At 68.0% G+C, this 25,357-nt stretch carries 24 protein-coding genes; 5 read left to right on the top strand and 19 right to left on the bottom strand.

Annotation, left to right across the window (positions count from 1 at the left end; genetic code table 11):
* Positions 1 to 102 precede the first annotated feature (102 nt).
* Positions 103 to 741, bottom strand: a complete 639-nt coding sequence (locus VFB33_03085; GenBank protein ID HZO80654.1) for a hypothetical protein — start codon at positions 739 to 741, stop codon at positions 103 to 105.
* Positions 742 to 1,058: 317 nt separating this feature from the next.
* On the opposite strand from VFB33_03085, the gene VFB33_03080 reads away from it, so the two are divergent.
* Both VFB33_03080 and VFB33_03075 read left to right on the top strand, forming a co-directional pair.
* Positions 1,059 to 2,408 (top strand): DUF1329 domain-containing protein, encoded by a 1,350-nt coding sequence (locus VFB33_03080; GenBank protein ID HZO80653.1) that lies wholly within the window; start codon positions 1,059 to 1,061, stop codon positions 2,406 to 2,408.
* A gap of 337 nt (positions 2,409 to 2,745) precedes the next feature.
* Positions 2,746 to 3,819, top strand: a complete 1,074-nt coding sequence (locus VFB33_03075) for an LLM class flavin-dependent oxidoreductase (protein ID HZO80652.1) — start codon at positions 2,746 to 2,748, stop codon at positions 3,817 to 3,819.
* A gap of 76 nt (positions 3,820 to 3,895) precedes the next feature.
* On the opposite strand, the gene VFB33_03070 is transcribed toward VFB33_03075, so the two are convergent.
* Together VFB33_03070 and fumC are read right to left on the bottom strand one after the other, a co-directional pair.
* Positions 3,896 to 4,441, bottom strand: coding sequence for a MaoC/PaaZ C-terminal domain-containing protein (locus VFB33_03070; protein HZO80651.1), 546 nt, complete (start codon positions 4,439 to 4,441; stop codon positions 3,896 to 3,898).
* A gap of 96 nt (positions 4,442 to 4,537) precedes the next feature.
* Positions 4,538 to 5,941 (bottom strand): class II fumarate hydratase, encoded by a 1,404-nt coding sequence (gene fumC / locus VFB33_03065; GenBank protein ID HZO80650.1) that lies wholly within the window; start codon positions 5,939 to 5,941, stop codon positions 4,538 to 4,540.
* Between the two features lie 359 nt (positions 5,942 to 6,300).
* On the opposite strand from fumC, the gene VFB33_03060 reads away from it, so the two are divergent.
* Entirely contained in the window at positions 6,301 to 7,971 is a 1,671-nt protein-coding gene (locus VFB33_03060; GenBank protein ID HZO80649.1) for an alkaline phosphatase family protein, read from the top strand.
* A gap of 173 nt (positions 7,972 to 8,144) precedes the next feature.
* Here VFB33_03060 and VFB33_03055 read toward each other — a convergent pair whose 3' ends face one another.
* Positions 8,145 to 8,582, bottom strand: a complete 438-nt coding sequence (locus VFB33_03055) for a VOC family protein (GenBank protein ID HZO80648.1) — start codon at positions 8,580 to 8,582, stop codon at positions 8,145 to 8,147.
* 204 nt (positions 8,583 to 8,786) lie between these two features.
* Between VFB33_03055 and VFB33_03050 the strand changes: the two genes are divergently transcribed.
* On the top strand, positions 8,787 to 9,140 hold the full coding sequence (locus VFB33_03050) for a ferredoxin family protein (GenBank protein HZO80647.1): 354 nt from the start codon (positions 8,787 to 8,789) through the stop codon (positions 9,138 to 9,140).
* A gap of 249 nt (positions 9,141 to 9,389) precedes the next feature.
* On the opposite strand, the gene jag is transcribed toward VFB33_03050, so the two are convergent.
* From jag to VFB33_02975, 15 genes are all read right to left on the bottom strand, one after another.
* Positions 9,390 to 10,493, bottom strand: a complete 1,104-nt coding sequence (gene jag / locus VFB33_03045) for an RNA-binding cell elongation regulator Jag/EloR (GenBank protein ID HZO80646.1) — start codon at positions 10,491 to 10,493, stop codon at positions 9,390 to 9,392.
* Positions 10,490 to 12,208 carry a membrane protein insertase YidC gene (gene yidC / locus VFB33_03040; protein ID HZO80645.1) on the bottom strand — a complete coding sequence of 573 codons (1,719 nt, stop codon included), beginning with the start codon at positions 12,206 to 12,208 and terminating at the stop codon, positions 10,490 to 10,492. The genes jag and yidC overlap by 4 nt, the downstream gene beginning before the upstream one ends.
* Complete coding sequence (yidD, locus tag VFB33_03035) at positions 12,198 to 12,461, bottom strand: membrane protein insertion efficiency factor YidD (protein ID HZO80644.1); 264 nt, start codon at positions 12,459 to 12,461, stop codon at positions 12,198 to 12,200. Before yidD ends, yidC begins: the two co-directional genes overlap by 11 nt.
* Before the next feature lie 134 nt (positions 12,462 to 12,595).
* Positions 12,596 to 12,961, bottom strand: coding sequence for a ribonuclease P protein component (rnpA, locus tag VFB33_03030; protein HZO80643.1), 366 nt, complete (start codon positions 12,959 to 12,961; stop codon positions 12,596 to 12,598).
* Positions 12,962 to 12,981: 20 nt separating this feature from the next.
* Positions 12,982 to 13,140, bottom strand: a complete 159-nt coding sequence (gene rpmH / locus VFB33_03025; GenBank protein ID HZO80642.1) for a 50S ribosomal protein L34 — start codon at positions 13,138 to 13,140, stop codon at positions 12,982 to 12,984.
* A 212-nt stretch (positions 13,141 to 13,352) separates the two neighbouring features.
* Positions 13,353 to 14,024 carry a TetR/AcrR family transcriptional regulator gene (locus VFB33_03020; GenBank protein ID HZO80641.1) on the bottom strand — a complete coding sequence of 224 codons (672 nt, stop codon included), beginning with the start codon at positions 14,022 to 14,024 and terminating at the stop codon, positions 13,353 to 13,355.
* A 28-nt stretch (positions 14,025 to 14,052) separates the two neighbouring features.
* The gene (locus VFB33_03015) at positions 14,053 to 15,000 is read right to left on the bottom strand and encodes a ParB/RepB/Spo0J family partition protein (protein HZO80640.1); all 948 of its coding nucleotides are present in this window, start codon (positions 14,998 to 15,000) and stop codon (positions 14,053 to 14,055) included.
* Complete coding sequence (locus VFB33_03010) at positions 14,997 to 15,935, bottom strand: AAA family ATPase (protein ID HZO80639.1); 939 nt, start codon at positions 15,933 to 15,935, stop codon at positions 14,997 to 14,999. The genes VFB33_03015 and VFB33_03010 overlap by 4 nt, the downstream gene beginning before the upstream one ends.
* Positions 15,936 to 16,066: 131 nt before the next feature.
* The gene (locus VFB33_03005; protein ID HZO80638.1) at positions 16,067 to 16,783 is read right to left on the bottom strand and encodes an RsmG family class I SAM-dependent methyltransferase; all 717 of its coding nucleotides are present in this window, start codon (positions 16,781 to 16,783) and stop codon (positions 16,067 to 16,069) included.
* 78 nt (positions 16,784 to 16,861) lie between these two features.
* Positions 16,862 to 18,802 carry a tRNA uridine-5-carboxymethylaminomethyl(34) synthesis enzyme MnmG gene (gene mnmG, locus VFB33_03000; GenBank protein ID HZO80637.1) on the bottom strand — a complete coding sequence of 647 codons (1,941 nt, stop codon included), beginning with the start codon at positions 18,800 to 18,802 and terminating at the stop codon, positions 16,862 to 16,864.
* Positions 18,803 to 18,887: 85 nt separating this feature from the next.
* Positions 18,888 to 20,291, bottom strand: coding sequence for a tRNA uridine-5-carboxymethylaminomethyl(34) synthesis GTPase MnmE (gene mnmE / locus VFB33_02995; GenBank protein HZO80636.1), 1,404 nt, complete (start codon positions 20,289 to 20,291; stop codon positions 18,888 to 18,890).
* 244 nt (positions 20,292 to 20,535) lie between these two features.
* On the bottom strand, positions 20,536 to 21,762 hold the full coding sequence (locus VFB33_02990; GenBank protein ID HZO80635.1) for an ABC transporter substrate-binding protein: 1,227 nt from the start codon (positions 21,760 to 21,762) through the stop codon (positions 20,536 to 20,538).
* 201 nt (positions 21,763 to 21,963) lie between these two features.
* Complete coding sequence (locus VFB33_02985) at positions 21,964 to 22,827, bottom strand: MaoC/PaaZ C-terminal domain-containing protein (protein ID HZO80634.1); 864 nt, start codon at positions 22,825 to 22,827, stop codon at positions 21,964 to 21,966.
* Between the two features lie 38 nt (positions 22,828 to 22,865).
* Positions 22,866 to 24,005, bottom strand: coding sequence for an N-acetylglucosamine-6-phosphate deacetylase (nagA, locus tag VFB33_02980; GenBank protein HZO80633.1), 1,140 nt, complete (start codon positions 24,003 to 24,005; stop codon positions 22,866 to 22,868).
* A 21-nt stretch (positions 24,006 to 24,026) separates the two neighbouring features.
* Complete coding sequence (locus VFB33_02975; GenBank protein HZO80632.1) at positions 24,027 to 24,278, bottom strand: hypothetical protein; 252 nt, start codon at positions 24,276 to 24,278, stop codon at positions 24,027 to 24,029.
* A gap of 151 nt (positions 24,279 to 24,429) precedes the next feature.
* On the opposite strand from VFB33_02975, the gene VFB33_02970 reads away from it, so the two are divergent.
* Positions 24,430 to 25,341 carry a hypothetical protein gene (locus VFB33_02970; protein HZO80631.1) on the top strand — a complete coding sequence of 304 codons (912 nt, stop codon included), beginning with the start codon at positions 24,430 to 24,432 and terminating at the stop codon, positions 25,339 to 25,341.
* The last annotated feature ends 16 nt before the right edge of the window (positions 25,342 to 25,357 follow it).

The following is a 25,357-nucleotide window of genomic DNA, read 5'->3' as shown; positions in this document are numbered from 1 at the left end:
TGCGCGCTTCGCTCCGAATGACCATCCGGAAGGAAACCGGCGGGCGACCGGAGCGGTCGCCGGCAAAACAGATCCCTCCGGCGACCGCCCAACTGCGCGCGCTTAACGCTGCGGCTGGTCGGTTTCCGGCCGACGCTCCACGCAGTTTCGCGCGCAGGTATAGCGCGCCGGCCATCGCGCACACGACTGAATCCATCCGCTGCGCTGATCCACCGTGATCATGGTGGGGGCACGGGTCTCGGGGCAGATAACCTCGACCCGCCGCCCGAGCAGCCCGTGCCATGCCTGCCAGGCGTCGTGGGCGAGGACTGGCTCGCGCGACAGCAAATAGCCGATCATCGCAGCGCCGCCGGCCAGCGCGGCAAGCATCACTTTCCACCACGGCAGCGCATGCTCGGCCGCTGGCCCCAACAGCAGCGCGCCGACGATCGCGAAGACGAAGAGCGCGGCGACGAAAACCGTGATCGGCGGCAAGCGCGAGGCGTCGCGTTCGCCGCGGCGCAGCAGCCACTCGCCGGCGACGCCGATCAACGAGAAGGCCGCGAACAGCATCCCGCCGGTCGCCATCGTGCGCCAGAAGTAGGCAGTCAAATCCGCGCCGCCTTCCGGCGCCGGCGCGGCAACGACCGCTCCGCGTGCCATGTCGAGAAGCATGAAGGAGGCAATCACTACGACCGCGCCGAACAGTCCCGCAAGCAGGCCGTCGGCGGTCGACATCCGTTCATCTATTTTGTTGGACATCACCGCACGGCTCCTTTCTACGTCGTTCACACAAGCCGATTAGGCATTTAGCGTGCCCGAGGCAGAGCGTCGGCAGGGTCCGTCACGCTTCAGCAAACCGACCTGTATATGCGGGCGAGCGGCGCGGCGGGTCGATTCGCCGCCGTGCGGTCTGTTTCGATCGGCACAATGGCGGAACGCTTTGGCGCCTGCGGAAACAAAAGGCGTCATGCGACTGCCGGCGCGGCTCCGATTCCACCAAACGTTTTCTTGGCACCGATGATGCACACTCCTCAATCAGCGATTCCTGCCGCTGACGCAGAGGAGGGCCACAGGCCATGAGCTGTACAAGGAGGCTGTCGACGCTTTGTCTGACGCTTGCTGCGATCGCGCTGGCCGCGATGCCGCGCGTCGCAGCGGCGGCCGAGGACGAGATGCAGAGTTATCTCGCAGCGACCGCTACCCAGGGAACGATTCCCCCCGGCACCCGGATCACCATGGACAACTGGCGCAAGTATAAGGAGTTTATGCCGCCGGGGATGGTCGCGATGTTCGAGGGCAAGTACTTCTGGAAGATGCCGTCGGACGTCGTGATGGAGATCGGGCCGACGGTGGACCATCCGCTGCCGCCGAGCTATCGCGAGGCGACCGAGAAGTACAGCGGGCAGGTGAGGATTGTGACGCTGCCCAATGGCGGGATGAATATCGAGAACTACGTCGCCGGGATGCCGTTCCCCAATCCACAGGAGCCGCACAAGGGATGGAAGATCCTTGTGGACGAATGGTTCCCTCCGGGCGCGCACCTTTATGTGCAGTCGCCGGAGACCGGGCTCGTCAGCTTTTGCACTCAGGACCGCTTCGGCAACCGGGCGTGCGTGCGCTCGACGCTGATCTATCGGGCGCTGGCCTTTAACACCGATCCCGGCGTGCCCCGCGTCGAGCCGGGCGCGGGTGGCGCCTACTACTCCGAATACATCATGGTTGACGAGCCTGAAGAGTCGAAGTACACCGCCGACCTGACGCTGTTCTGGCAGGATTTCACGCGCCAGGAGGACAACTACGTCTTCGTACCGGCGCTGCGGCGGACGATGCGGCTGTCGGTTTCTGCACGCTGCGCACCGCTGCTCGGCAGCGACATGACCCACGACGATCAGAAAACCGGCTTCAACGGCGGCTTCGTCAACTTCCAGGCCAACTGGCTGGGCGATCGCAAGATCCTGGGCCAGATGGAGTTGACCACCGCCGACGGCAAATTCCCCGAGAACTACGACCTGCCGTTGGGCTGGGCCAAGCCGTCGTGGGGCAAGTGGAGTCTGCGCGACGCCTATATCATTGATGTGCGGCGCATCCCGGCGCTCTCCGCGGGCTATTGCTACGGCAAGCGCGTGATGTTCCTCGACAAGCAGACAATAGCGCCGTTGTGGATCGAGCTTTACGACAGCAACATGCAGCCGTGGAAGTTCGCCCATTTGGCCAAGGGTCCGCTAACCGATCCGGCTTCCGGCCAGACCTACGCCTGGGGCCGTTACATCGAGCAGTACTGGGATGTTCAGAACGACCATGCCAGCCATATCTTCGGCGCCGACGCCAAGGGCCGCGACACCGTGATCAACGGCGCGGTTCCCGAGCAATATAAGGACATCACGCGCTACTCGACGCCGGGTGGCCTGATGCACATCATGCAGTAGAGGTGGCTGCCAGTCGCTCAGCCTGTTGGGATGGCAGGCGAGCCAGTGCGTGGGCGGCATTCCCGAAAGAGGGTAGCCGCCCACGCCGTTTTTGGGAGGGTGGCGACGGTCTGCCTCGGTGTGCCGAATCGGGTCTATGAGCCGGGCCAGTCTGGTTCCTGAGGGAGCAAAGCGAGACGGCTCAGCGCTGGTTTCCTGAAAAGCAAGCAAGCGTTCTCTTGGCACAACCGATGCAGTATCTGAGCAGCGTACGGCGGGGCGCAGCAACGTGCCCGCGCCCGAATCCCAAAAACCGGCCGCCCACCTAAGGGAGGCGAGCCACCTCGAGGAGGAGACGATGAAATTCGGCATGCTTCATCTGTTCGAAAACCCCGCCGGCAAAACCGAGCATCAGATCGTTAAGGAACAGCTCGACCTGATGCGGGCGGCGGAAGATCTCGGCTTCGATTCGATCTGGCCCGCCGAGCACCACTTTTCCGAGTACGGCTATTGCGCCTCGCCGGCGCTGAGCTTGGCGGCGGTCGCCTCGGTCACCAAGCGCATCCGGCTCGGCACCGGGGTGGTCGTGCTGCCGTTCCACAATCCCATCCGCGTCGCCGAGGAGTTCGCGCTGCTCGACCTGATGAGCGACGGGCGGGTCGATTTCGGCGTCGGGCGCGGCTACCAGCCGATCGAGTACCGCGGCTTCCAGGTCGATCAGGAGAAATCGCGCGGGATTTTCAACGAGGCGCTCGAGGTCATCCTGCAGGCGTGGACCAAGGAGCGCGTCAACTTCAAAGGCGCTCACTTCCATATCGAGGACCAGGAGGTGCGGCCCAAGCCGCTCCAGAAGCCGCATCCGCCGGTGTGGATCGCAGGCATCACCGACGCGACCTTCGCGATGGTGGGCAGGTGGGGCTTCAATCTGCTGTGCGCGCCGGTCTTCGGCTTCCAGGGCAAGAGTGCCGACGCGCTGCTCGACCAGTACCGCAAAGCGCTGATCGCCGGCGGCCACGATCCGGCGACGCGCGAGATCGCGGCGCTCAACATGGTGTACTGCGCCGACACCACCGAGCAGGCCCGGCGCGAGTTCGCCGATGCCGTGATGTGGTACTACCGGACGATTGCCAAGTACGTCGCGCCGCCGCCGGAGAAGGGGCCGGTCAAGACCTACGAGCTGTACGCGCAGACGCGCAAGCTCGCCGAAACCGTCAGCTGGCAGCAGCTAATCGATGCGGGCGCGGTTATCTGCGGCGACCCCGACCATTGCATCGAGCGCATTGCCGAGATCCAGCGCAGGTACGGCTTCACCCAGCTTCTGTGCTGGACGCGGTTGGGCGGCCTCGACAGCCGCAAGGTGCTCAGGAGCATGGAGCTGATGCAGCGCCACGTGATTCCGTACTTCAAGAAGCAGGCGCGCGCGGCGGCCTGAGGCGAACCTCCGGCGCGTCGAACTTACGTAAGGAACCGGCCGCCCGGACCAATTGGTCCGGGCGGCCGTCGTTTTATCAGTAACTCGCCTTGGTGAACGGAGCGTGGTCGCGCTTATACACCAGGAAGGTGCGGTCGAACTCGATCACGACGATTCCCGACTCGCCCGTCCGTCCGTCGACCTTCATCCCCACCGTATGCACGCTGATCAGCCCCTGGGTCGGACGGCTCTTCGACTCGCGCTTCGATAGCACGGTGGTCTCGGCATAGAGCGTGTCGCCGGCGAAGACCGGATTGGACAGTCGCACCTTGTCCCAGCCCAGATTGGCGACCGCGTTCTGGCTGGTGCTGTGCACGCTCATCCCGGTGACCACCGACAGCGTGATCAGCGAATTCATCAGCGGCCGCTTCCATTCGGTGGTCTGGGTGTACGCCGCGTCGAAGTGCAGCGGATGCGTATTCATGCAGAGCAGCGTCATGTAGGTGTTGTCGGTCTCGGTCAACGTGCGGCCGGGGCGATGCTCGAAGACGTCGCCGGGCGTGAAGTCTTCGAAGAACAGGCCGAAGGCTTCGCGGTAACGGTTGGGGCCGACCTGCTTGTAAGCCGATGGCAGCTTTTCCATGGGTTGCGTCTCCTCTCCTCTAATGGTCGATCGCGGCGGAATTCGGGATTACTCGCGCGGGGACACCCGCGCCATATCCCACCTGGGTCGGGCGGCTCAGCCCTCCGGCGCCAGCATCTTGTTCGCCTGCACGTAGCGGTCGAACTCCTCGGGCTTGAGCAAGCCCAGCTCGACGCAGGCCTGGCGCAGGGTCTTGTTCTCGGCGTGCGCCTTCTTGGCGACCTTGGCCGCGTTGTCATAGCCGATATGCGGGCTGAGCGCGGTGACCAGCATCAGCGAATTCTCGACGTAGTGCGCGATCCGCTCGCGGTCGGCCTCGATCCCGACCACGCAGAAGTCGGTGAACGAGACGCAGGCGTTGGCGAGCAGGGTTATCGAGTGGAGCAGGTTGTGGATGATGAGTGGCTTGAAGACGTTGAGCTCGAAGTTGCCCTGGGTGCCAGCGGCGGCGATCGCGGTGTCGTTGCCGATCACCTGCAGGCACACCATTGTCATCGCCTCGCTCTGCGTTGGATTGACCTTGCCCGGCATGATCGACGAGCCCGGCTCGTTCTCCGGCAGCCGCAGCTCGCCCAGCCCGCAGCGCGGCCCCGAGCCCATCCAGCGGATGTCGTTGGCGATCTTCATCAGCGAGCAGGCCAGCGTGCGCAGCACCCCGCTCGCCATCACCAGCGCGTCGTGGGCGGCGAGCACGGCGAACTTGTTGGGCGCCGAGACGAACGGCAAGCCGGTGAACGCCGCGATCTTCGCCGCTGTGCGCTCGCCGAACTCCGGATGGGTGTTGAGCCCGGTGCCGACCGCGGTGCCGCCGATCGCCAGCTCATAAATGTCGGGCATCGCGGCGTCGATCCGTTTCAAGTCGGCGTCGAGCTGCGCGACGTAGCCCGAGAATTCCTGGCCGAGCGTCAGCGGCACGGCGTCCATTAGATGGGTCCGGCCGATCTTGACCACGTCGCGCAGCCCCTCGCTCTTGGCCGCCAGCGCGTCGCGCAGCTTGCGCACCGAGGGGACCAGGTGATGGACGATCTCCTCGGCCGCCGCGATATGCATCGCGGTCGGAAAGGTGTCGTTGGACGACTGCGACATGTTGACGTCGTCGTTGGGATGAATCGGCTTCTTGCTCCCCAGCTTGCCGCCCGCCAGCTCGATCGCGCGGTTGGAGATGACCTCGTTGGCATTCATGTTGGTCTGGGTGCCGCTGCCGGTCTGCCAGACGCGCAGCGGAAACTCGCTGTCGAGCTTGCCCGCGATCACCTCGTCGGCGGCCTGCTCGATAAGCCGCGCTTTGTCTGCGGCGAGTTTGCCCAACTCGCAATTGACCTGCGCGGCGGCCTTCTTGAGCAGGCCGAAGGCGCGGATCACCGGCCGCGGCATCCGGTCGGGCCCGATATTGAAATGATGGAGCGAGCGCTGGGTCTGCGCGCCCCAGTAATGGTCGTTGGGCACCTCGATCGCGCCCATGCTGTCGGTTTCGGTGCGGAATCCTTGCTTGTCTGCCATCTGTGGGTCCTCTGCGGATGCGCGCGACGGCGCGTCGCGCCGGGCGCATCGAATCTGGGCGAAAGTCTGTAGGCTCGGGCGCGATTTTGCAATGCAAGCGCCTGCGACGCGCCTGGCGGCATGGCCAAGGCCGCCGCCCGCCTCCGCCCTCAAGCTTCCCGCGCCCGCGCAGGCATTACAACGGCCGCCGCACGCATCCAGTGGGGCGGGCCTGCGCGCCCGGCCAGCGCCCGCTTCATCATAAGTTTATCCGCGATTCATCCAAATTTACCCGCCTGTCACGCGCGCAAAACGCCGGCTCGCTAGGCTGCCGCGCCGATGTTTCGCATCCACTCGCGTTCCACAGGAGGGGAACCAACATGCGCAAATCGATAAGACTTGGCAAAGCGACGCGCGCCGTCGCGCTCGCCGCGGCGATCAGCCTAACCGGCGCTCCCGCAGCAACCCAGTTTGCCCTCGCCGGCACCCATCAGGGCGCCGATCCGACGACGCCAATCCATCACGTCGTCGTAATTTTCCAGGAGAACGTCTCCTTCGACCATTATTTTGCGACCTATCCCGAGGCTGAGAACCCCTCGGGCGAACCGCAATTCCACGCCCGTGGGGGAACGCCCTCGGTCAACGGGCTCGGCACGTTGGCTCAGGGCGAGCCGACGGGCGTGCTGCTCACCGACAATCCCAACGCCAGCAATCCAGCCAACGGTGCGAGCGCGCTCAATCCTTTCCGGCTCGACCGCACCCAGGCTGCGACCTGCGACCAGGACCACAACTACGGCCACGAGCAGCAGGCGTTCGATCAGGGCCTGATGGATCTGTTCCCGGCCACGGTCGGCGTGGGCGGCGGCGGATGCCTCGATTACGGCAAGGGCAGCGGCCTGGTGATGGGCTACTACGACGGCAACACGGTCACGGCGTTGTGGAACTACGCCCAGCACTTCGCCATGAACGACAACGCCTACGGCACTACCTTCGGCCCCTCAACCCCCGGCCTGCTCAACCTGGTGGCGGGCAACACCTATCCCGCAACCCCCTCCGGGGGAAGCTCAGCCAAGGTAGTGAACATCAACAACGGCGTCGGCACCCTGGTCGGCGACCTGGATCCGACCGGCGACGTCTGCTCGGCCGGCGTAACAATCCAGATGGGTGGCAGGAACATCGGCGACCTCCTCGACGCCAAGGGCCTCAGCTGGGGCTCGTTCATGGGCGGCTTCGACCTGACGGTGAAGAACCCTGACGGGAGCACCGGATGCGCCCGGCAGAGCCCCGCCGCGGGCGGCGGTTCGGTCGCCGACTACATCCCGCATCACGCCTTCTTCCAGTACTGGCCCTCAACCGCCAACCCTAATCACATCCGCCCCTCGGTGCCGCCGAGCCAGTACGGCAGCAGCGCCGACGCCGCCAATCATGAATACGACCTCCACGACTTCTTCGACGCGCTCCGCGCTGGCAACCTGCCCGCGGTCAGCTTCCTCAAGGCGCCGGCCAACATGGACGGCCACGCGGGCTACTCCGACCCGCTGCTCGAGCAGCAGTTCATCGTCACCGTGATCAACGCTCTGGAACGTTCGCCGCTATGGAGCAGCACCGCCGTCTTCATCAACTGGGACGACTCCGACGGCTGGTACGACCATCAGATGAGCCCGATCGTCAATCCGTCGGCGGTGGCCAACCCCTCCGACACGAAAAACAGCGATCAGCTCAACGGCGCGGGCAAATGCGGCAACGGCACTCCGCTCAAGGACGACCAAGGCAATGTGATCCAAGGACGATGCGGCTATGGACCGCGGATTCCGCTGCTCGTCATCTCGCCGTGGGCGAAGGCGAATTTCGTCTCGCACAGCCTCGCCGACCAGAGCTCGATCCTGCGCTTTATCGAGGACAACTGGAGCACTGGCCGGATCGGCAACGGCTCGTTCGACGCGCTGGCCGGTCCGCTGGATAACATGTTCGACTTCAGCGCGGATAACGGCGCCCCGTCGCGTCGGCTCTTCCTCGACCCCGATACGGGTCAGCCGGTACCGCCGATGTAACTTCGGACGCGCAGGGTGCCCGTCCTACGGCGGGCGCGCGGGCCCCGCGCCCCGCGCCCGCCTCTTCATCTCGTTTCAAGAATGCCCGGCTTGCGATCCCGAGCGCGCAGGAACGTTTCACTCTCCTTCCTAGAACCGGGAGGAGAGCCGCCTGGGGGGAGTAAGTCGATTTCTCAGCCCGCCTTCTGGGGCGCGCCGCCAAGCAGTCCCTTACCCGGGATGTGATTGACTTCCAGCCGGATGCCGTCGGGGTCCTCGAACAGAATCGAGTAGTAGCCCGGCGCCCACGCGCCTTCCTGCGGCGGATGGACAATCCTGGCGTCGAGCGTGAGCAGGAATCGGTAGAGCTCGTCGATATCCTTGCGCTCGCGCGCGCGGAAGCATACGTGATGCAGTCCGACGCGCCGCTGGGTGAAGCGCTCGTCGCGATGGTGCGGATCGGCGCGATGGATTCCGAGGCCGGTGCGGCCGCCGATGCAATAGAATTGCGAGTCGGTCTTGCGCACCACGTGGGTCAGGCCCAGATGCGGCAGCAGCTTCTCGTAAAAGGGCAGGCAAGCTTCGTAGTTGCTCACCGTCAGCATCACGTGCGCCACGCCGTTGATCTCCATCGCGTCCTCCCTTGGCGTCCGATGCGCCGTGGCGGCCGCACCACTTTCGATCCGCCCGTGCGCCGTTCTATGTTATAGAGGATGCGCGCCGGCGGGGGCCACCAAGGTTGCCCCTTCGGCCGTGCAGATGCGCGCGCGCTTTTCAGCCCTCGCGCGCGCCGTTATAGTTGGAAAACTCGGATTCCGACAGGAGAGCGACGGACAATGCCGTGGACGATAACCCGATTGTGCATCGACTGCGTTGACACCGGATGCGTCAGCGTCTGCCCGGTGGATTGCATCTACGAGTATGTGGGCGAGGACAAGGAACACTACCCTAACATGCTCTACATCAACCCCGACGAGTGCATCGATTGCGGCGCCTGCGAGCCCGAATGCCCGTGGCAGGCGATCTTCGAGGAACCCGCGGTGCCCGAGATTTTCAAGGACGACATCGCGCTCAACCACGCCACGCTGGAGCTCGGCGACCAGTTTAAGGTCAAGACCTTCGTCCAGAAGGAGCATCCGACGCCCGAACAGATCGCCGCGAACAAGCGCAAGTGGGGGCTTGAGGCCTGAGGCCTGCGGCGCACACGCGCCGAGGGTTGTTTCCAACCACGGTACCGTCGCCGCTCTTCGCGCGGCGGTACCGTTTTTTTTGTGGGCGGCGGTCGCCGCTCGTCGCGATTCTCCGACCGTTCCCGCGCGTCGCTTCCGCGCGAAAGTGCCCGCGGGTTTTGAGCCGGCGGGCCCGGATGCCCGCCCCGCTGTCGGAGAGCACTCCCGCCGCGGCGCACCGAACATTGCGGCGGCTAGCGCAAGGCTTCCTCAGATAATTCGCTTCTGGCCGTGTTTGAAGCCACCCTGCTGGCCGACCGGCGCCTCGCGCTCGCTCTCCCGCTCGCGCCCGCGCTGACGGCCCCGTCCGCCCCCGCCGCCACCGCCTGCGCCACCACCACCACCACCACCACCTCCGCCGCGCTCGCGCCGCCCGCCGCCGCCCGCGCCCTCGCGCCGCTCGCCGACCGGGATTATCTCGACCGCGCGCAGGAAGCCGTCGCCGGTCGAGCGGGTGGTGATCAACGGGTCGTCCTTGAGCGCGAGATGGACGATGCGCCGGTCGCGCGGCGGCATCGGGTCGAGCGTCACCGTGGTGTGCTCGCGCTTGGTCTGCTCCGCCATCGAGAGCGCCATCCGATGGAGCTGGCGGCGGCGCCGCTCGCGGTAGGATTCGGTGTCGATCGTGATCGGTACCGCGTCCTTGACCTTGCGGGCGAGGATACGATTGACGAGGTACTCGAGCGCATCGAGGGTCTGGCCGTGGCGGCCGATCAGCAGGCCGGAGCCGTCGCCCTTGATCGCAAGCTCGATCCCCTCCGAATCCTCCTCGGTGACGGTGACATTGCCCTGTTCACCCATCAGCTCCAGGATCCGGCTTAGGATCGAGCTGGCCTCGGCGGCCTGGGCGTCGAGGTCGGCGGGCTTGCGGGCGCCGTCGCCTTCCTCTTCCCCGCCGGCCGTCTCCTCGGGCGCTTCTCCCTCGGGTCGGCGCGCGGCGCGCGGCGCCGACGGCGGCGGCTGTTCCTGCGGTATCGGATGGCGCCTTGGCAGAGGCTGCGGCGCGGTTGGAGGCGCTTGCGGAGTCTCAGCCGTCGGCGGCGGCTGCGCCGCGCGCGCGGCTTCGGCGCGCCGCGGCGGCAGCGGTGGCGCGGGCGGCGGCGAGGTCACGCCACTGGTAGCGGCCTCAGGCGGGCGGCGGACCACGCGGACGCGGGCCTGGCGGGCGCCGAGGCCGAGCACGCCCGCGCGCGGCGTGCTCAGCACCTGGATAATGACGTCGTCTTCGGCGGCGCCGAGCTTCTCCAGCGCTTCCTTGATCGCCTCGTCAACGGTGGCTGCCGATACTTCGATCGCTTCGTATGCTTCGCTCATGCGGCAACGGGCGCGGGCTGTTTGAACTCGCGGTTGAGAAAGTACTGCTGGATTATACCGAGGAGATTGGAGGCAAAGTAATAGAGCGAGAGCCCCGCCGGCAGGGCTATGAACAGGACGGTAAAAAATATCGGCATCCACATCATCATCTTCTGCTGATTGGGGTCGGCCGGCTTGGGCATCATCCACTGCTGCAAAAACGTGCTCGCCCCCATCAGCAGAACCAGCACCGGGATCCCGTGGCAGTCGATCCACGGCACCTTGGGCATCCACGCCACCGGGTAGCAGTCGGGCGCCGAGAGGTCGCGGATCCATCCGATAAACGGCGCGTGGCGCAGCTCGATCGCGTTGAGCAGCGCCTCGTACAGCCCGTAAAGGATCGGAAACTGGATCGCGGTCGGGATACATCCGCCGAGCGGATTGACGTGGTTGCGCTTGTAGAGGTCCATCATCTCGCGGTTGAGCGCCGCCGAGTCGTTCTTGAATTTTTCGCGGATTTTTTCGACCTGCGGTGCCAGCCGCTGCATCCGCAACGCCGAGCGCTGGGCCTTGATCGACGCCGGCAGCGTTGCCAGCCGCACCGCCAGGGTCAGCAAGATGATGTCCCAGCCGTAGTTGGGGGCGACCACATGGAAAAGCTGGAGCAGGCGAACGAAGATGATCGCCAGGAAGCCGAACCACCCGAAATTGATCGCCTTGCTCAGCCCCGGCGCCGCCTCTTCGAGGACTCCGAGCTGCTTGGGCCCCATGTAAACGCCTGAGACGACCTTGAGCGCGCCCGCGAAGAGCATCTCGGCGCGCGCCTCGCCTCCGCTGTACTCCATCCGGAGCTCGCCCGCAGCCGGTGTCTTGGGCACGAAGGCGGACAAGAAATAGCGGTCGCCGATTCCGGCGTACGTTATCTCGCCTACCACCGGCTGGACGCCCTTTTTCAGCTCCTTTTCGTACTCGTTGAGGACCTTGCCCTTGACGTCAGCCTGGAGCGCCGGATAATCGCGGTAGCCCTCCCCGAGTTCGACCAGCGGCTGGCTGAGCGTCAGCCCGACCGCCTTGACCGCGGCCGTCGCGCCGGCGGCCTCGGCCGCGATGTCGAAGATGTAGTTGCCGTCGCGGAAGGTGAAGGTCTTGGTCACCCGCAGCCCGTCCTTAACGTCGGCAGTGAAGCTGAGCGTGGCGTCCGACCCCTTGCGGACCTCGATCCGCGGCGGCGCGGTGCTCGTGTAATCGAGCGTTTGGTCGCCGAAAATCCGGTCCCCGATCTGGACCACGAGGCCCAGCGGTAGGCGCTCGCCGGGCACGACGAGGTCGTACAACGGGCTGTTTGTGGCCACGCTCTCGCGATAGTTTTTGAGCCGGAAACTCACCAGGCGCGCGCCGCGGGTCGTCAACACCGCGTGATACAAGTTGGTGTCCACCTCGATCGTGCGCGGCGCCCCGGCGGCCGGCGCCGCAGCCTCGAGCGGCTCGGGTCCGGGCACGCCCTCGTCGGCGGCCGCCGTGGCCAGGGCACTGGTGGGCGCCGCCGCGGCGGCGGAGGACGCCGCTTGGGGCGCCCCCGCGGTCGGCTGCGCCTGCGCAGCGGGCGTCGCGAGAGCCTGCGCCCTTTGCTCGGGCGGTGTCTTCGGTGGCGGGCGAAACCAGCGGACGACGTCGGTGTAGAAGATGGCCGCGAGGAGCAGCAGGATGAAGATGATGAGCGAACGGTTACTGTCCAAATTTCTCCTTCAGGGATGACGTCATGGTATAAGTCGGCGAGGCTGGCACGGGGTCGTAGCCCCATCCGCCCAACGGTCGGCACCGCATCAGGCGACGGATTGTCAGGTAAAGGCCGCGGCCGAGACCGTGCTGGCGCAGCGCCTGATGTGCGTACTGCGAGCAGCTCGGCTCGAAGCGGCAGGCGGGGCCGAGCGTCGCCACTAGCAGCGGCGAGATAAGCGCGCGATACAGGCCGAGCGCGGCGAGCGCCACGCCCAGCGCGAGCGCGCGTAACCGTGGCGCCGCCGCCGCGCAGACGCGGCCGCGGGATTCTTCGCTTCGCTCAGAATGACAGCATGGCTTCCTGTCGTTCCGCGCGGCCCCCTCCGTGTTTGACGCTTTACGCACTACAGGCCGTCCTCGCCGCGGCTCTCGAGCCTGCGCCTGAGGTTGGCGGCGACTGCGGCGAGCTCGGCAGCGATGGCGGCGCTGTCGAGCTCGCCGGCGCCGCGGCGCGCGATCACCACCATCGCAACTCCCGCCGGCATCATCGGCCGCAGCCGCAGCCGGAAGCACTCGCGCAGTCGGCGCTTGAGCCGGTTGCGCACCACCGCGTTGCCGATCCGGCGCGAAATCGTAAGCCCCAGCTTTGAGCGCCCCTCCGCCGCGCCGCGCATCGCGTAGAGCACGAAGTGCGCGCTCTGCACGCGCGCGCCGCGGCGCTGGATCAGAAGAAATTCGCCCGGCCGGCGCAGCCGATCGCTCCTGCCCAGCCCGCCCCGAGGTGGAGGGTTTAGCCCGGCTGCTTGGGGGGAATCGCCACGGCCAGGCGCTTGCGTCCCTTGGCGCGCCGGCGTTTGAGTACGTTTCTGCCGCCCGGCGTGGCCATGCGCGCCAGGAAGCCGTGCGTCCGTTTGCGACGGCGGTTGTGCGGTTGATAGGTCCTTTTCATCGCCTGCGGCCAATCCTGGCCCGATCGTCATGTCGGCTCGCGCCGAGCCCACGGAATTTGCCTTAAAACGGGCGGGGCCAGCGGCCCGCGCCGAACAAACAATCGAACCATACCCGATGCGCGCGGGCAAGCCCGTCCTACTGAGAGCCGAGATCAGTTGGATAGCCCGCCCCGCGTTAGCCGTTCGCGTCCCTGACCAAGGGTCACGCCTGCTAAGCGGAGCGGCGGGTGATGCCCTCGAAGACCAGGCTCAAGACCGCCTCGGCGATCTGCTCGGGGCGCAGGCGCCCCTCGCGGCGGTACCACTGGGTTATCGAATTGCTCATCCCGAAGATCAGCCGCGTCATCAGCCCCGGCTCGATGTCCGCGCGCAGCTCGCCCGCCGCGACCGCCTCGGCCACGAGCGCCGCCACCTCGCGGTCGAAGCGCCGCCGCCGCGCCATCGCCTGCCGCTCGGTCGGCGTGTTGCCCTTGATCCGCTGGAGCAGCTCGACCTCCTGGACGAACTCCAGCGTGATGAGCACGCCGCGATAGACGATATGCCGCAGCCGCGCGAGCGGCGAGCCGCTCCTGGACCCCGGCTCCTCAAGGATGCCGAGCAGTCGGTTGAAGGCGCGCTCGAGCGCGCGCGCCAGCAGCTCCTCCTTGCCCGAGACGTGATAGTAGAGACTCGATTTCCTAAGCCCGGTCTCGCGCGCGACGTCCTCCATCGAGGCCGCCTCGTAGCCGCGCCGGTTGAAGACGCGCACGGCGGCGTCGGTGATCGACTCGATGTCGTAGGGCTCGCGATGCTCGCGCGAGGGACGGCCGGGTTTGCGCGCGCCGCGGCGCGGCCGCGGCTCAATCGCAGCTGGGCGCGCGGGCGCTCGAACCGGCCGCTTCATCGAATCTGGCGCTCGGCTCGGCCGCGGCTCACGACGACGACGCTGCCGAGGCGCCGTGGGCGCTGCGCGCAAGCATCACGGCGAGCGTGCTCAGGTCGTCGATGTCGTAGTACTCGAGCTCGATCCGGCCGGGCGTGCGGCCGCGCGCGAGCACGATCCGCACCTTGCGTTTGAGCGCGCGCTGCATTGCCTCGGCGAGCGCGGCGATGTTGGGATCGACGCCGGCCGCGCGCCGCGCCGAGGAGCCGTTGCGCGGGCTGCGCGCCGCGCCCGCGAGCTGCTCGGCGCCGCGCGCGGAAATGCGCCCTTCGGCGATCCGGCGCGCGGCGGCGGCCTGGCTCGGCGCGGGCAACCCGAGCAGCGGGCGCGCCTGGCCAGGTGTCAGCTCGCCTCGCTCGATCATCTCCTGCACCGCGGGCGCGAGTTCGAGCAGGCGCATCTGGTTGGTCACATAGGGGCGGCTCTTGCCGATCCGCGCGGCGATCTCTTCGTGGCTGAGTCGGAATTCCTGGTTGAGGCGGCGGAAGGCATGCGCTTCCTCGACCGCGTTGAGCTCGTCGCGCACCAGGTTCTCCACCAGCGACATCTCGAGCGCGGCATGGTCGTCGAGCTCGCGCACGATCACCGGGACGCTGTCGAGGCCAGCCATGCGCGCCGCGCGCAGCCGCCGCTCGCCGGCGATCAGCTCGTAGCGGGGCGCGCGGTCGTCCGATGCGCCGTCGGCGCCGGGGGGAATCGGGCGTACGACCAGCGGTTCGATAACGCCCTGGCTGCGAATCGCCTGCGCCAGCTCTTCAAGACGCTCGGGATCGAAATGGCGCCGCGGCTGGAGCGGACTCGGCGCGACCCGGTCAAGCGCGACGCTGAGCAGCGCGCCGTCGCCCGGCCGCGGCGCAGAGGCGGGCGCGGCCGGCGCCGGCGTCCCGGTGCTTTCGATCAGTGCGTCGAGTCCGCGTCCGAGCGGTCTGCGTATCATCCGTCGTTTCTCCTCGCCCGTTCAGCGGAGCGCGCAAAGATGCTCCGCAGGTTCCATAGCCCGCGCCGCGCGGGCGCGCCGTTGGCCTGCGCCTCGCCCGCGCGGACGGGCGTGGCGGGCGCGGCGGAATCCACCGCCACGGACAGCGCCGGCGATTTGGCCGGTGCGGGAGCCCGGCCGCTTGCGCGCTCGAGCAGCTCGAGCGCGAGCAGGCGGTAGGCCTCGGCACCGACCGACTTCGGGTCATACTCCATCACGGCGAGGCCGTGGCTGGGGCTTTCGGAAATCCGCACGTTGCGCGGGATCACGCTCTCGAAGACGCGTTCGGGAAAGTGCTTCTGGACTTCGAGTGAGATCTCGTGGCTCAGCCGGTTGCGCGCGTCGAACATCGTGAGCACGACGCCCATCAGCTCGAGCTTCGGGTTGAGCGCGCCGTTGACCCGTCGGATCGTCGCCAGCAGCGAGCTCAGCCCCTCCAGCGCGTAGTACTCGCACTGCATCGGAACCAGCACGGCGTCGGCGGCGACCAGGGCATTGAGCGTAAGCAGGCCGAGTGAGGGCGGCGTATCAATTAAAACATAGTTATATTGCGGCGATTGAGCCTCCAGCTCGGCTTTCAACCGCCGCTCACGCCCCTCCAGCGTCGCCAGCTCGATCTCGGCGCCCACCAGGTCGGTGCTCGACGGCGCTAGATGGAGCTGGGCGCGCGCCTCGCGGATGATCTCGCTAAGCGGCGTGTGCCCGACCAGCGAATCGTAGATGGTGCGCGATTTGACCGGCTCGGACATCAGGCCGGAGGTCGCATTGCCCTGCGGGTCGAGATCTATAAGAAGGATGCGCTGGCCGGATTGCGCAAGCGCGACGGCGAGGTTGACCGCGGTCGTGGTCTTGCCGACGCCGCCCTTCTGATTGGCGATCGCTATGATTCGCCCCACCGCCGCCTCAACAAACACCCGGACCGGCGATGCGACCGGCGCGCATCGCTTTCAACCTGATACTGACATCGGCGCACGTCAAAGAAAAGAGCGTGCGCGCCGCCTATTAACAGCTTCCCTCGCCGCTGCGCTCACGAGCCCCGCGCCCGCCATAGCGCTGCGGTGCGCGTCGCTGAATGGGGCCCGTGCGCGACTCGGTAACTCCAGGTCGCCGCAGCGAGAAGGCCGACGGCCTGCGCGGCGGGGACGTCGAGGTGCTGGCTCGAGCTCGCGTAAAGCAAAAAGATTCCGCGCGGCCCAAGGGCGGCCGCCGCGATCGCGTAGACGTCGGCGAGCAGGCCGAAGGCGCGTGCAGTCACGAGATCGAAACGGGGCTCGACGCTGCGCGGGCTCATCCGGCGCTGCTCGACGACGACGTTGGACAAGTTCATCTCTCGCGCGGCGACTTCGAGGTAGCTTGCGCGCTTGCGCCGCGAGTCGACGAGCGTAAAGCGCGCCTCGAAGGCGGCGGCGAGTACGAGGCCGGGGAAGCCGGCGCCAGCGCCGATGTCGAGCGCCGCAGCTTGCGCGGCGAGGGCGCCTTCGAGGGCAGCGCGCTCCTCGGCAGGAGCAAAGGCGAGCGGTGCGAGGCTGTCGATAACATGGAAGGCGATCTCTTCGGGGTCGTTGGGATGGGCGGTCAGGTTGGTGTGCGCGCCCCAGAACGCAAGCATCGCCGCCATCCTCTCGATCCGTTCCAGGAAGCCCGCGCGTGGCCGTATCGAGGCCTCGGCGAGCCATCCCGCGACCGCCGCGCGCGCGCGAGCGGCGATGGCGGCGGGGTCAGTGATAGTGGCCGCGTGTTTCAAATATGTAACGTCGGCCGGGACGGATGTTTCACGTGAAACCTCGCCGATGAAGCGGACGGTGCCGCGCAAGAGAATGTTTCACGTGAAACATTTTCGGCTCGGCAGCAGGGATGTTTCACGTGAAACATCAGAGCCCGGGGGCGCGTTGTCGGCGGCCCCGCGTCCGCGCCGGCCGCGCAAATGAACCGCGATCATTGCGACTGCGGCGGGCGTGATCCCCGGTATCCGCGCAGCCTGGCCGAGCGAGTGCGGGCGCATTGCGCTCAAGCGCTCGCGCACCTCGGTGGATAGTCCAGCCACCGCCGCGTAGTCGATAGTTTCGGGAATCACTGCGTCCTCCAGGCGCTTGAAACGCTCGACCATCTCAGCTTGGCGGCGGACGTAGCCCTCGTACTTGACATCGATCTCCAGCTCCGCGGCCTCGTCGGGGGTGAGCGTTGGCGCGAGACCCGCCATCCGGAGCACCACGTCGTACGAGACCTCGGGCCTGCGGAAGAGCTCCCATGCGCGCTGCGGCGTCGCGATCGGCGTCGAGCCGCAATCGACGAGCGCGGCGTTGACGGCGTCGCTGGCGTGGACCAGCGTCTCGCGCAGGCGCCGCGCTTCGCACGCGACCCGTTCGGTCTTGGCGCGCATCGCCGCAGCCGCTTCTGCGCCGAGCAGGCCGAGCCGCTCGCCGATCGGCGCAAGCCGGCGGTCGGCGTTGTCCTCGCGCAGCAGGAGCCGGTACTCGGCGCGCGAGGTGAACATCCGGTAGGGTTCGCCGCCGATCCCGCGGGTCACGAGGTCGTCGATCATGACCCCGATATAGGCCTGGTCGCGGCGCAGCACGAGCGACGGTTCGCCGCGCGCGGCGAGCGCGGCATTGATTCCGGCGATCAGCCCCTGCGCGCCGGCCTCCTCGTAGCCAGTGGTGCCGTTGATCTGGCCGGCGAGAAAGAGCCGGCGGACCAGCTTCGTCTCCAGCGACGGGTGCAGCTGCGTCGGGTCCGAAAAATCGTACTCGATCGCGTAGCCCGGGCGCATAATCTCGGCGTGTTCGAGTCCGCGGATCGAGCGCACCATCGCGAGCTGCACGTCGAGCGGCAGGCTGGTCGAGAGCCCGTTGGGATAGACCTCGACTGTGTCGCGCCCCTCGGGCTCGAGGAAAATCTGATGGCGCTCCTTGTCGCGAAAGCGCATCACCTTGTCCTCGACTGACGGGCAATAGCGCGGCCCGCGGCTCTGGATCACGCCGGAGTACATCGGCGAGCGATCGATCCCGCTGCGGATTATCTCGTGGGTCGCCGCATTGGTGTAGGTCAGATAGCAGGTCAACTGAGGCTGCGTGATCCGCGCGGTGCGGAAGGAGAACGGCGGCGGCGGTTCGTCGCCCGGCTGGGCCTCGAGTGCGGAGTAGTCGATCGTGCGGCCGTCGAGCCGCGGGCAGGTGCCGGTCTTGAGCCGGCCGATCCGAAAGCCGAGTTGCGCGAGGCTCTCGCTCAGCCCGATCGCGGAAAAGTCGCCCGCGCGCCCGGCGGGATAATTCTTAAGCCCGACGTGCACGAGCCCCTTGAGGAAAGTGCCGGTCGTCAGCACCACGCAGTCAGCCTGGAAGACCTCGCCGATCTGCGACTCGACGCCGCGCACGCGGCCGTCCTCGACCAGCAGCCGCTCGACGCTGGCCTGGCGGATCGCCAAGTTGGGCGCGGCCTCGAGCACGCGCTTCATCCGTGCGCGGTAGGCCGCCTTGTCGGCCTGGGCGCGGCGCGCGCGCACGGCTGGGCCCTTGCGCGTGTTGAGGAAGCGGAACTGGATGCCGGTCTCGTCGATCGCGAGCGCCATCTCGCCGCCCAATGCGTCGATCTCGCGAACCAGGTGACCCTTGCCGATCCCGCCGATCGCCGGATTACAGGACATCTGGCCGATGTGGTCGAGGTTGAGCGTGAGCATCAGCGTGCGCACACCCATCCGCGCCGCCGCAAGCGCAGCCTCGATGCCGGCATGGCCGGCGCCGACGACGATCACGCCGAAGTTCATACGGACCGTGAATTATTGCGCGCCCGGCCGCTTCGGCCAAGGCCGCGCACGGCGCGCTCTCTCTCCTACAATCAGTAGAATTTCGCTACTTTCCGATGCAGAACTCGCGAAACACCGCGTCGAGCACGTCCTCCACGCCGACCTCGCCGGTAATCGCGCCGAGCGCCTCGGCCGCCGCGGCGGTATCGACCGCCACGATCTCCGGCGGCATTCCGGCCAGCGCCGCGTCCCGTGCATTTTCGATGGCTCTCAGAGCCTTCGAGAGCGCATCGCGATGGCGCTCGCGCGAGATCGCGACGCCGTCCGACGGCGCGCCCCGGGCGAGCGCCGCGAGCACACGCGCGAGCTCGTCGCGCAGCGTCGACGCGCCGTCGGCGTTCAGCGCCGAGAAGCGCATCAGCGCCATCCCCAACCCCCGCGCGATCAGATCTTCGGGCAGCAGTGCCGCCGGCAGGTCGGATTTGTTGAGCAGCGCGACGCCCGGGCGTCCCGCGCACAGCGCGAGCACGCGCGCGTCCTCCTCTTCGAACGGGCGCGAGCCATCGAACACCGCGATCAAAAGGTCGGCCGCGCCGGCATGGCTCAGCGTGCGCGCGACGCCGATTCGCTCGACCTCGTCAACCGCCTCGCGCACGCCGGCGGTGTCCTGCAAAACCAGCCGCCACGGCCCCGCCGTCATCGACTCCTCGATAACGTCGCGCGTGGTGCCTGGTACGGGAGTGACGATCGCGCGGTCGGCGCCGAGCAGCAGATTGAGCACGCTGGATTTGCCGGCATTGGGCTTGCCGACGATCACCGCGCGCGCGCCGTCGCGCATCAGGCGCCCGCGTGCGAAGCTGTCGTGCAGGAGCGCCGCGTCGGCGCCGACGCGCGCGAGCGCGGAGGCGATCTCTTGGCGGCTGGGCAGGTTCAGCCCCTCGTCGGCAAAGTCGATCTCGGCCTCAAGATGGGCGCGCACGGCGATAATTCCACGGCGCAGCGCGCTCACACGCTGCGCCAGTGCGCCGCCAAGCTGGGCTATCGCCTGCTGGAGCGCGCTCTCGCTGCGCGCATCGACGAGGTCGGCTATCGCCTCGGCTTCGGTGAGATCGATCCGCCCGTTGAGATAGGCGCGGCGGCTGAACTCGCCCGGCTCGGCCATCCGCGCCCCGGCCGCCATCGCAAGGCCGAGCACACGGCGCACGACGTAGGGGCCGCCATGGCAGTGCAGTTCGACGACATCTTCGCCGGTGAGACTATTCGGCGCGGGCATCACGACGCACATCGCGCGGTCCATAATCGCGCCGCTATCCGGGTCGCGGATTTCGCCAAGCGCCAGCCGGCGCGCGGGCGGCAGCGCATCGTCGTGCGCGGCGGCCGCCTTGCGGCCGCGCGGATGCCATAGCGCGCGCGCGATCGCGGTTGCGCGCGGGCCCGACAGCCGCACGATCGCGACCGCACCCCTGCCGGGCGGCGTGGCCGGCGCGACGATCGTATCCTGGGTGTACATCGATGAGCGCGGGCGCGCAGCGCGAACCGCGCCGGGACGCCCTCAGCGATTGCGCCGCCTCATTTTCCAGCGCCCGGGGCGTGGATGGAAGTATGCAACAGGCGGCGCCGCCGCCACCAGCTAAACAGGCGTGCCCGCCGCCAGACAATATGCATCGACCCTCGCGCGGCGGAACCCCGGACAGCTTTGCTGGGCGAGGCCTCGAATAGGTCGCGACCAGACCGCGCGTGGCGACGGGAGGCGGTTATTCGTCGGGCTCGTCGCCGCGGGCGGCGGCGCCGAGCTTGAGTTTGAGGCTGTGCATCGAGGCCAGGATGAGCCGCCATCCGGAGGGAAACTCGATCGTGCCGAGTTCGCTGTGCGATTCGGGCTCGATGATCACCTTGCGCCCCTGATGCCACTGCACGAGGAGCAGGCGATGCGCGATCTGGCGGCCGCTGACGGCGTCGATCGCGAAGTCGCCGTATAGCGTGCTGGTGCGCATCGCGCCGAGCGCGGCGCGGAGGCGGCCCTGCTCAAGCGAGCCGCTCTCGCGGATCGCGGCGCATCCAAGCAGCGCTGCCGCGTAGGCCTGCGCCGCGGGATAATCGCAATCGGGATAACCCGCGGCGCGCATCCGGCGCGCAAATTCCGCCGGCGTCGGCCCCAGCTCGGGCGCGATCCGCGCCTGCTCCTCCCATTGGCTGGGGCCGACGATGCCTTCGGCGGCTTCGCCGAGCGCGTCGGCGAAGCCGCGCACGCCCGCGGCCACGCATCCGAGGACCGGGATGTTGAGGTTGGCGGCGACGACCGCGCGGATCAGGGACACGTCCTGGGCGAAGCTGCCGGCGGCGGCGAGCGCATTCACGCGATTGCGCCTGAGCGCGGGCAGCAGCCGCGCGATCGCCTCGGCGCGCGCGAAGTCGCCGGCGTACTTGAGCCGCACGCGCACGCCGCGCCGGCGCGGACGGCGTTCGAGGCACGTGCGCTCCAGCCCGTCGGCGGCGGCGCGCGCAAACGGCGTCGGCGCGGCGACGATCGCGAGGCGTTTGCGCCAGAACTTGAGTTCGGTGAGCAGGCGGGTGAAGCCGACGAGATAATCGCTCGCCGGGCTGAGCACGCCAACCAGCATCCGCCTCCCGTGCGCGTAAAGCCCGTCGTCGGCGCCCCCGTGATTGAGCATCACCATTGCGGCGGCTTCCGCAATTGGCGCGGCCGCGCGCGCGAGCCGGCTCGAGTACGGGCCGAGCAGGAGATCGACGCGATTGGGGCCGACGCACAATTCGCGATAGATCGCGGCGCATCGGCGCGCGTCGCTCTGGTCGTCGTGGCATCGCAGCGCGAGTTCGAGCGCGCGGCCGCCGACGCGGACGCCGCCCGCCGCGTTGACGTCGGCAACGAAGAGCCGAAGCGCGGCTTCGGCCTGACGCCCCATCGCGGCGTAGGGGCCGCCAAGGGAAAGCGACAGCCCCAGGCTAAGCCGCCCCTCCATCATGGGACCTTGTCGCTGCGCTGATTGCGCACAGCTCTCTTTGTCGGAGAGGGAGCGCTTGGCGAACGAAGAACCCGTACCGGCTTCGCCGGCACGGAGCCGTCCGAGATTCCTTGCTTCGCTCGCGCTGCTCGTTTCGCTCGGGATGACCCTGCATCGCTCTCCTGAAGGGAAGGGGAGCAGGAAGCTTCTGGGGCGCGGTCACAGAATGATTTCAGCGATCCCGCCGCGGATGACCGCCAGGCCGTCGGGGTTGTAGGTCTCGTAGGCGTAGACCCGGCGGCCGCCGCGCTCGCCGCCCGGCCATACCCTGGTCGTGATCGATTGGCCCGGAAGCACCGGGCGGCTGAACTGCACGCGCAGGCGCGCAAGCCGCGTCGGCTCGCCGCCGCACAACCCGTCGATCACAACCCTCGAGGTGAACGCCATCGTGCACAGCCCGTGGACGATTATTCCGGGCAGCCCAGCCATCCTTGCGACGCCTTCATCGACGTGGATCGGATTGCGGTCACCCGAGGCCTCGGCGTAGCGGTAGGTCTGGTCGGGGTCGATCGTTTGCGTAACCGAGAGGACGGGCTCGCCCTGCGGGGTCGTGGGGCGCTCGGCGGCGCGCGCCGGCGCACCCGCGCCGCGCTCACGCCGCCCGCCGCGGATGAAGACACCGAAGAGGATGCGCTGGACGAGTTCGCCCGCGCGATTGCGCGCCAGGAGTTCGAGCGTCATCGCCTCGCCGCCTGGCCGCGCCTCGATCGCGGCGACCTTGGCGGTCGAGCTGATTTCGTCGCCGGGCCGCAAGGGCAGGCGAAATTCCATGTCCTGTTCGCTGTGGAGCAGGCGCAGGAGGTCGACGCCGAGCGCGGGATCGCTAACCGCCTGGATCACCGAGAGCCAGGTCACGACCACGCCGAACATCGGCGGCGCGACGATTCCGCCGCTCACGGCGGGATCGAAGTAGCGCGGATTGGCGTCGTTGTACGCGCGCGCGTAGGCCTGGAGCGCCTCGCGGGTGACGGTCGCGTGGGTGGGCGGATATTCGTGGCCGATGAGTTCGCGGTTGAGCGGCATCGCTATTGCGCTTGCGGGAGGATTACGAGGCGGCCCGGTCAGGCAAGCTCGCGCCCGCCAATGAGCACCGCCTTCAACTCTAGCGCCGACCCGAGCACGAGCAAATCGGCGCGCGCGCCAACGTCGATTTTGCCGCGGTCGCTGAGCCCCAGCACGCGCGCTGGATTCGTCGCCCCCATCAGTGCCGCCTCGCCCACGCTCGCGCCGGCCCGCTCGATCATTGTCCGCGCCCCGTCGAGCATCGAGATGACGCTGCCGGCGAGCCTGTGGTCGGGGGTCCGCGCCGCGCCGTCCTTGGCGACCGCCACGCCCGCTTCGCCGGCGGTCGCGACGCGGTCGGTGGTGAGGCAGATTCCCGCTGCGCCGCGCGCGCGGTAGAGCAGGCGCAGCATCTCCGGATGCAGGTGGACACCGTCGGCGACCACGGCGGCGCGCGCGCGCGACGGCAGCATCGCGGCGGCCGCCGCCCCGGGGCGGCGATGGTGCAGCGGGGCCATCGCGTTGAACGTATGGGTGAACATCCGCGCGCCTGCCGCGAGGGCGGCCTGCGCCTGCTCCAGGGTGGCGTCGGTATGGCCGAGCGAAACCGCGACGCCGCGCGCGCCGAGATACGCAATCGCCTCCAGCGCGCCGTCAAGCTCGGGCGCGAGCGTGATCAGCCGCAGCGGCTTGAGCGCGGCAACGCGGCGCAGCGCCTCGCCGCGCGGCGCAAGATTGAACGGCGGATGGGCGCCGAGGCGCGCGGGCGAGATGAACGGCCCCTCCAGGTGCATCCCGAGGATCGTCGCTGGCGCCACGGCTGCGCAACCGCGGGCCGCAGCGCCCGCCGTACTGAAAGCATCGCAGACGCGGGCTGATTGTTCGGCGGCGGCCTCGGCGATCGCCGCGGCCGTCTTCTCGATTCGCTCCAACGGCGCCGTGAGCGCCGTCGGCAGCCAGCCGCCCGTGCCCTCGCGCGCCAGCCGGGCGCTAAGACGCAACAGCGCGTCGGCCGACGCGTCCATCACGTCGATCTCGTCTGCGCCGTTGAGCTGGAGATCGATGAACGCGGGCACCACGTAGTCGCTGCCGGCAGAGTCGCCGGCAGCTTCGACCGACATGATCGTTTCCTCGAAGCTGACGGTGCCGGGCAGCGTCGAGCCGTCGGCCCGCGCGACGAGTCCGCGCAGCCGTCTCATCGCGGGCGGGATGGCGGCGGCTCAGTTCGCGTGGAATCGCTCCTTGAGCAGCCGCGAAAAACGCGGCAGGTAGATGAGGTCGAAAGTGTCTTCCTTGCCCGGAAACATCGCGACCGCCGCGCCCTTGAGCGCGCGCACGTGCTGCCAGGCCTCGTCGAGAGTGAGAGAGTCGTCCTGCGCGATGGTGGCGAAGGTGAGGTCGACCAGAAAACGCAGCCGGCGAATCATCCGGTCTTCGTGCGCAATGAGCGCCGCGCGATCGTCCTGAGCCATGGTAGCAATCCCCGCAATCGAATCGCGCGCGGGGCCCGGGGGCGCCCGCCGCTCCCGCAGTATAGCAATCGGCGCGTGCGTTTTTGAGCGCACGCGGCCGGCGCGGCCGCGGCTTGTTTTGCACGGCGTGGGATGCCAACCTCAGGGCGCGATGGCGCAAACGCGGCTTCGTTCGAGCTTCATCTACCTCGCCAACGCGGTCAACGATCTGCGCGGCAACTGGACGATCATCGCGCTCGTGCTGGCGCCGTTGGTGCTCGCCTCGGCGCTATGCATCCTGCCCGACGCGGTCAACCTGCAATGGAAGCTGGTGCAGACCTTCGAGCCCGGCACGACCAGCGTCGGATGGATAGTGCCCGCGCAGGCGCCCTACGCGCCGCCGACGCGCAGCGCGCCGCGCCCGCCGTTCCCCGCCTGGGCGATCACCGTGCTCCACCTGGTAAGCATCGCGATCACGCTCATCGGCGTGAACCTGGTCGTACTGTGCGCGCTCAAGCGGATACAGGCGGGGCAGCGGATGGCGCGTCCGCTGGACGAGGGCGTCGCGGTGTATCGCGAGGCCTGGCGGCTGCTGGGGCCGTTTGTGTGGGTGAGCGTGCTGCAGGTGCTCGCGATCGCGGTAGGCGTGGTGCTGCTGGTGGTGCCGGGGATCCTCGCCTACGTGTGGCTGTACTTTTCGCAGTACGCGCTGGTCTTCGACGGACGGCGCAGCTGGGCGGCGCTGCTGCACAGTCGCGACCTCGAACGCGGCATCTTCTTCCGGGTCGCGATGCGGATAGTCGTCTTTCTCGCCTTCTGGTCGGGCTTCAACTCGTGGGCGGGCGCGACGTTCTTTGCGGTCAGCCTGCTGGTCGGCTCCGTGGGGCTGATCACGGGCGCGCTGTGGGCGTCGATCTTCGTGGTCGATCTGCTGGCGGTCGCGGTCGCCTACACGACGATCGCGTTTTTGCTCGCCGCCGCGCTGCGGCTGTATCAGGATCTCGGCGCGATCACGGCCGAAGCGGCGCCGGCGCGGGAGCGGGAGTTGCCGCCGACCGCGCCGCTGCCGTCGGTCAGCGCCTGAGGGGCACCGGCTTCGC

The sequence above is a fragment of the Candidatus Binataceae bacterium genome, from assembly GCA_035650475.1.
Lineage (GTDB): Bacteria > Desulfobacterota > Binatia > Binatales > Binataceae > JAKAVN01.
Note: the sequence above shows the minus strand (reverse complement) of the source record. Positions and strands in the feature narration are given on the sequence as shown.

What these genes read in the sequence shown, in the direction of transcription:
- jag (HZO80646.1), bottom strand. Translation starts at nt 10,493, where the DNA reads ATGAGCGAAGCATACGAAGCGATCGAAGTATCGGCAGCCACCGTTGAC.
- mnmE (HZO80636.1), bottom strand. Translation starts at nt 20,291, where the DNA reads ATGTACACCCAGGATACGATCGTCGCGCCGGCCACGCCGCCCGGCAGG.
- VFB33_03050 (HZO80647.1), top strand. Translation starts at nt 8,787, where the DNA reads ATGCCGTGGACGATAACCCGATTGTGCATCGACTGCGTTGACACCGGA.
- VFB33_03075 (HZO80652.1), top strand. Translation starts at nt 2,746, where the DNA reads ATGAAATTCGGCATGCTTCATCTGTTCGAAAACCCCGCCGGCAAAACC.
- VFB33_02975 (HZO80632.1), bottom strand. Translation starts at nt 24,278, where the DNA reads ATGGCTCAGGACGATCGCGCGGCGCTCATTGCGCACGAAGACCGGATG.
- VFB33_03085 (HZO80654.1), bottom strand. Translation starts at nt 741, where the DNA reads ATGTCCAACAAAATAGATGAACGGATGTCGACCGCCGACGGCCTGCTT.
- nagA (HZO80633.1), bottom strand. Translation starts at nt 24,005, where the DNA reads ATGAGACGGCTGCGCGGACTCGTCGCGCGGGCCGACGGCTCGACGCTG.
- VFB33_03055 (HZO80648.1), bottom strand. Translation starts at nt 8,582, where the DNA reads ATGGAGATCAACGGCGTGGCGCACGTGATGCTGACGGTGAGCAACTAC.
- VFB33_03020 (HZO80641.1), bottom strand. Translation starts at nt 14,024, where the DNA reads ATGAAGCGGCCGGTTCGAGCGCCCGCGCGCCCAGCTGCGATTGAGCCG.
- fumC (HZO80650.1), bottom strand. Translation starts at nt 5,941, where the DNA reads ATGGCAGACAAGCAAGGATTCCGCACCGAAACCGACAGCATGGGCGCG.
- VFB33_03070 (HZO80651.1), bottom strand. Translation starts at nt 4,441, where the DNA reads ATGGAAAAGCTGCCATCGGCTTACAAGCAGGTCGGCCCCAACCGTTAC.
- VFB33_03015 (HZO80640.1), bottom strand. Translation starts at nt 15,000, where the DNA reads ATGATACGCAGACCGCTCGGACGCGGACTCGACGCACTGATCGAAAGC.
- rpmH (HZO80642.1), bottom strand. Translation starts at nt 13,140, where the DNA reads ATGAAAAGGACCTATCAACCGCACAACCGCCGTCGCAAACGGACGCAC.
- VFB33_02985 (HZO80634.1), bottom strand. Translation starts at nt 22,827, where the DNA reads ATGCCGCTCAACCGCGAACTCATCGGCCACGAATATCCGCCCACCCAC.
- VFB33_03080 (HZO80653.1), top strand. Translation starts at nt 1,059, where the DNA reads ATGAGCTGTACAAGGAGGCTGTCGACGCTTTGTCTGACGCTTGCTGCG.
- VFB33_03060 (HZO80649.1), top strand. Translation starts at nt 6,301, where the DNA reads ATGCGCAAATCGATAAGACTTGGCAAAGCGACGCGCGCCGTCGCGCTC.
- VFB33_02990 (HZO80635.1), bottom strand. Translation starts at nt 21,762, where the DNA reads ATGGAGGGGCGGCTTAGCCTGGGGCTGTCGCTTTCCCTTGGCGGCCCC.
- mnmG (HZO80637.1), bottom strand. Translation starts at nt 18,802, where the DNA reads ATGAACTTCGGCGTGATCGTCGTCGGCGCCGGCCATGCCGGCATCGAG.
- VFB33_02970 (HZO80631.1), top strand. Translation starts at nt 24,430, where the DNA reads ATGGCGCAAACGCGGCTTCGTTCGAGCTTCATCTACCTCGCCAACGCG.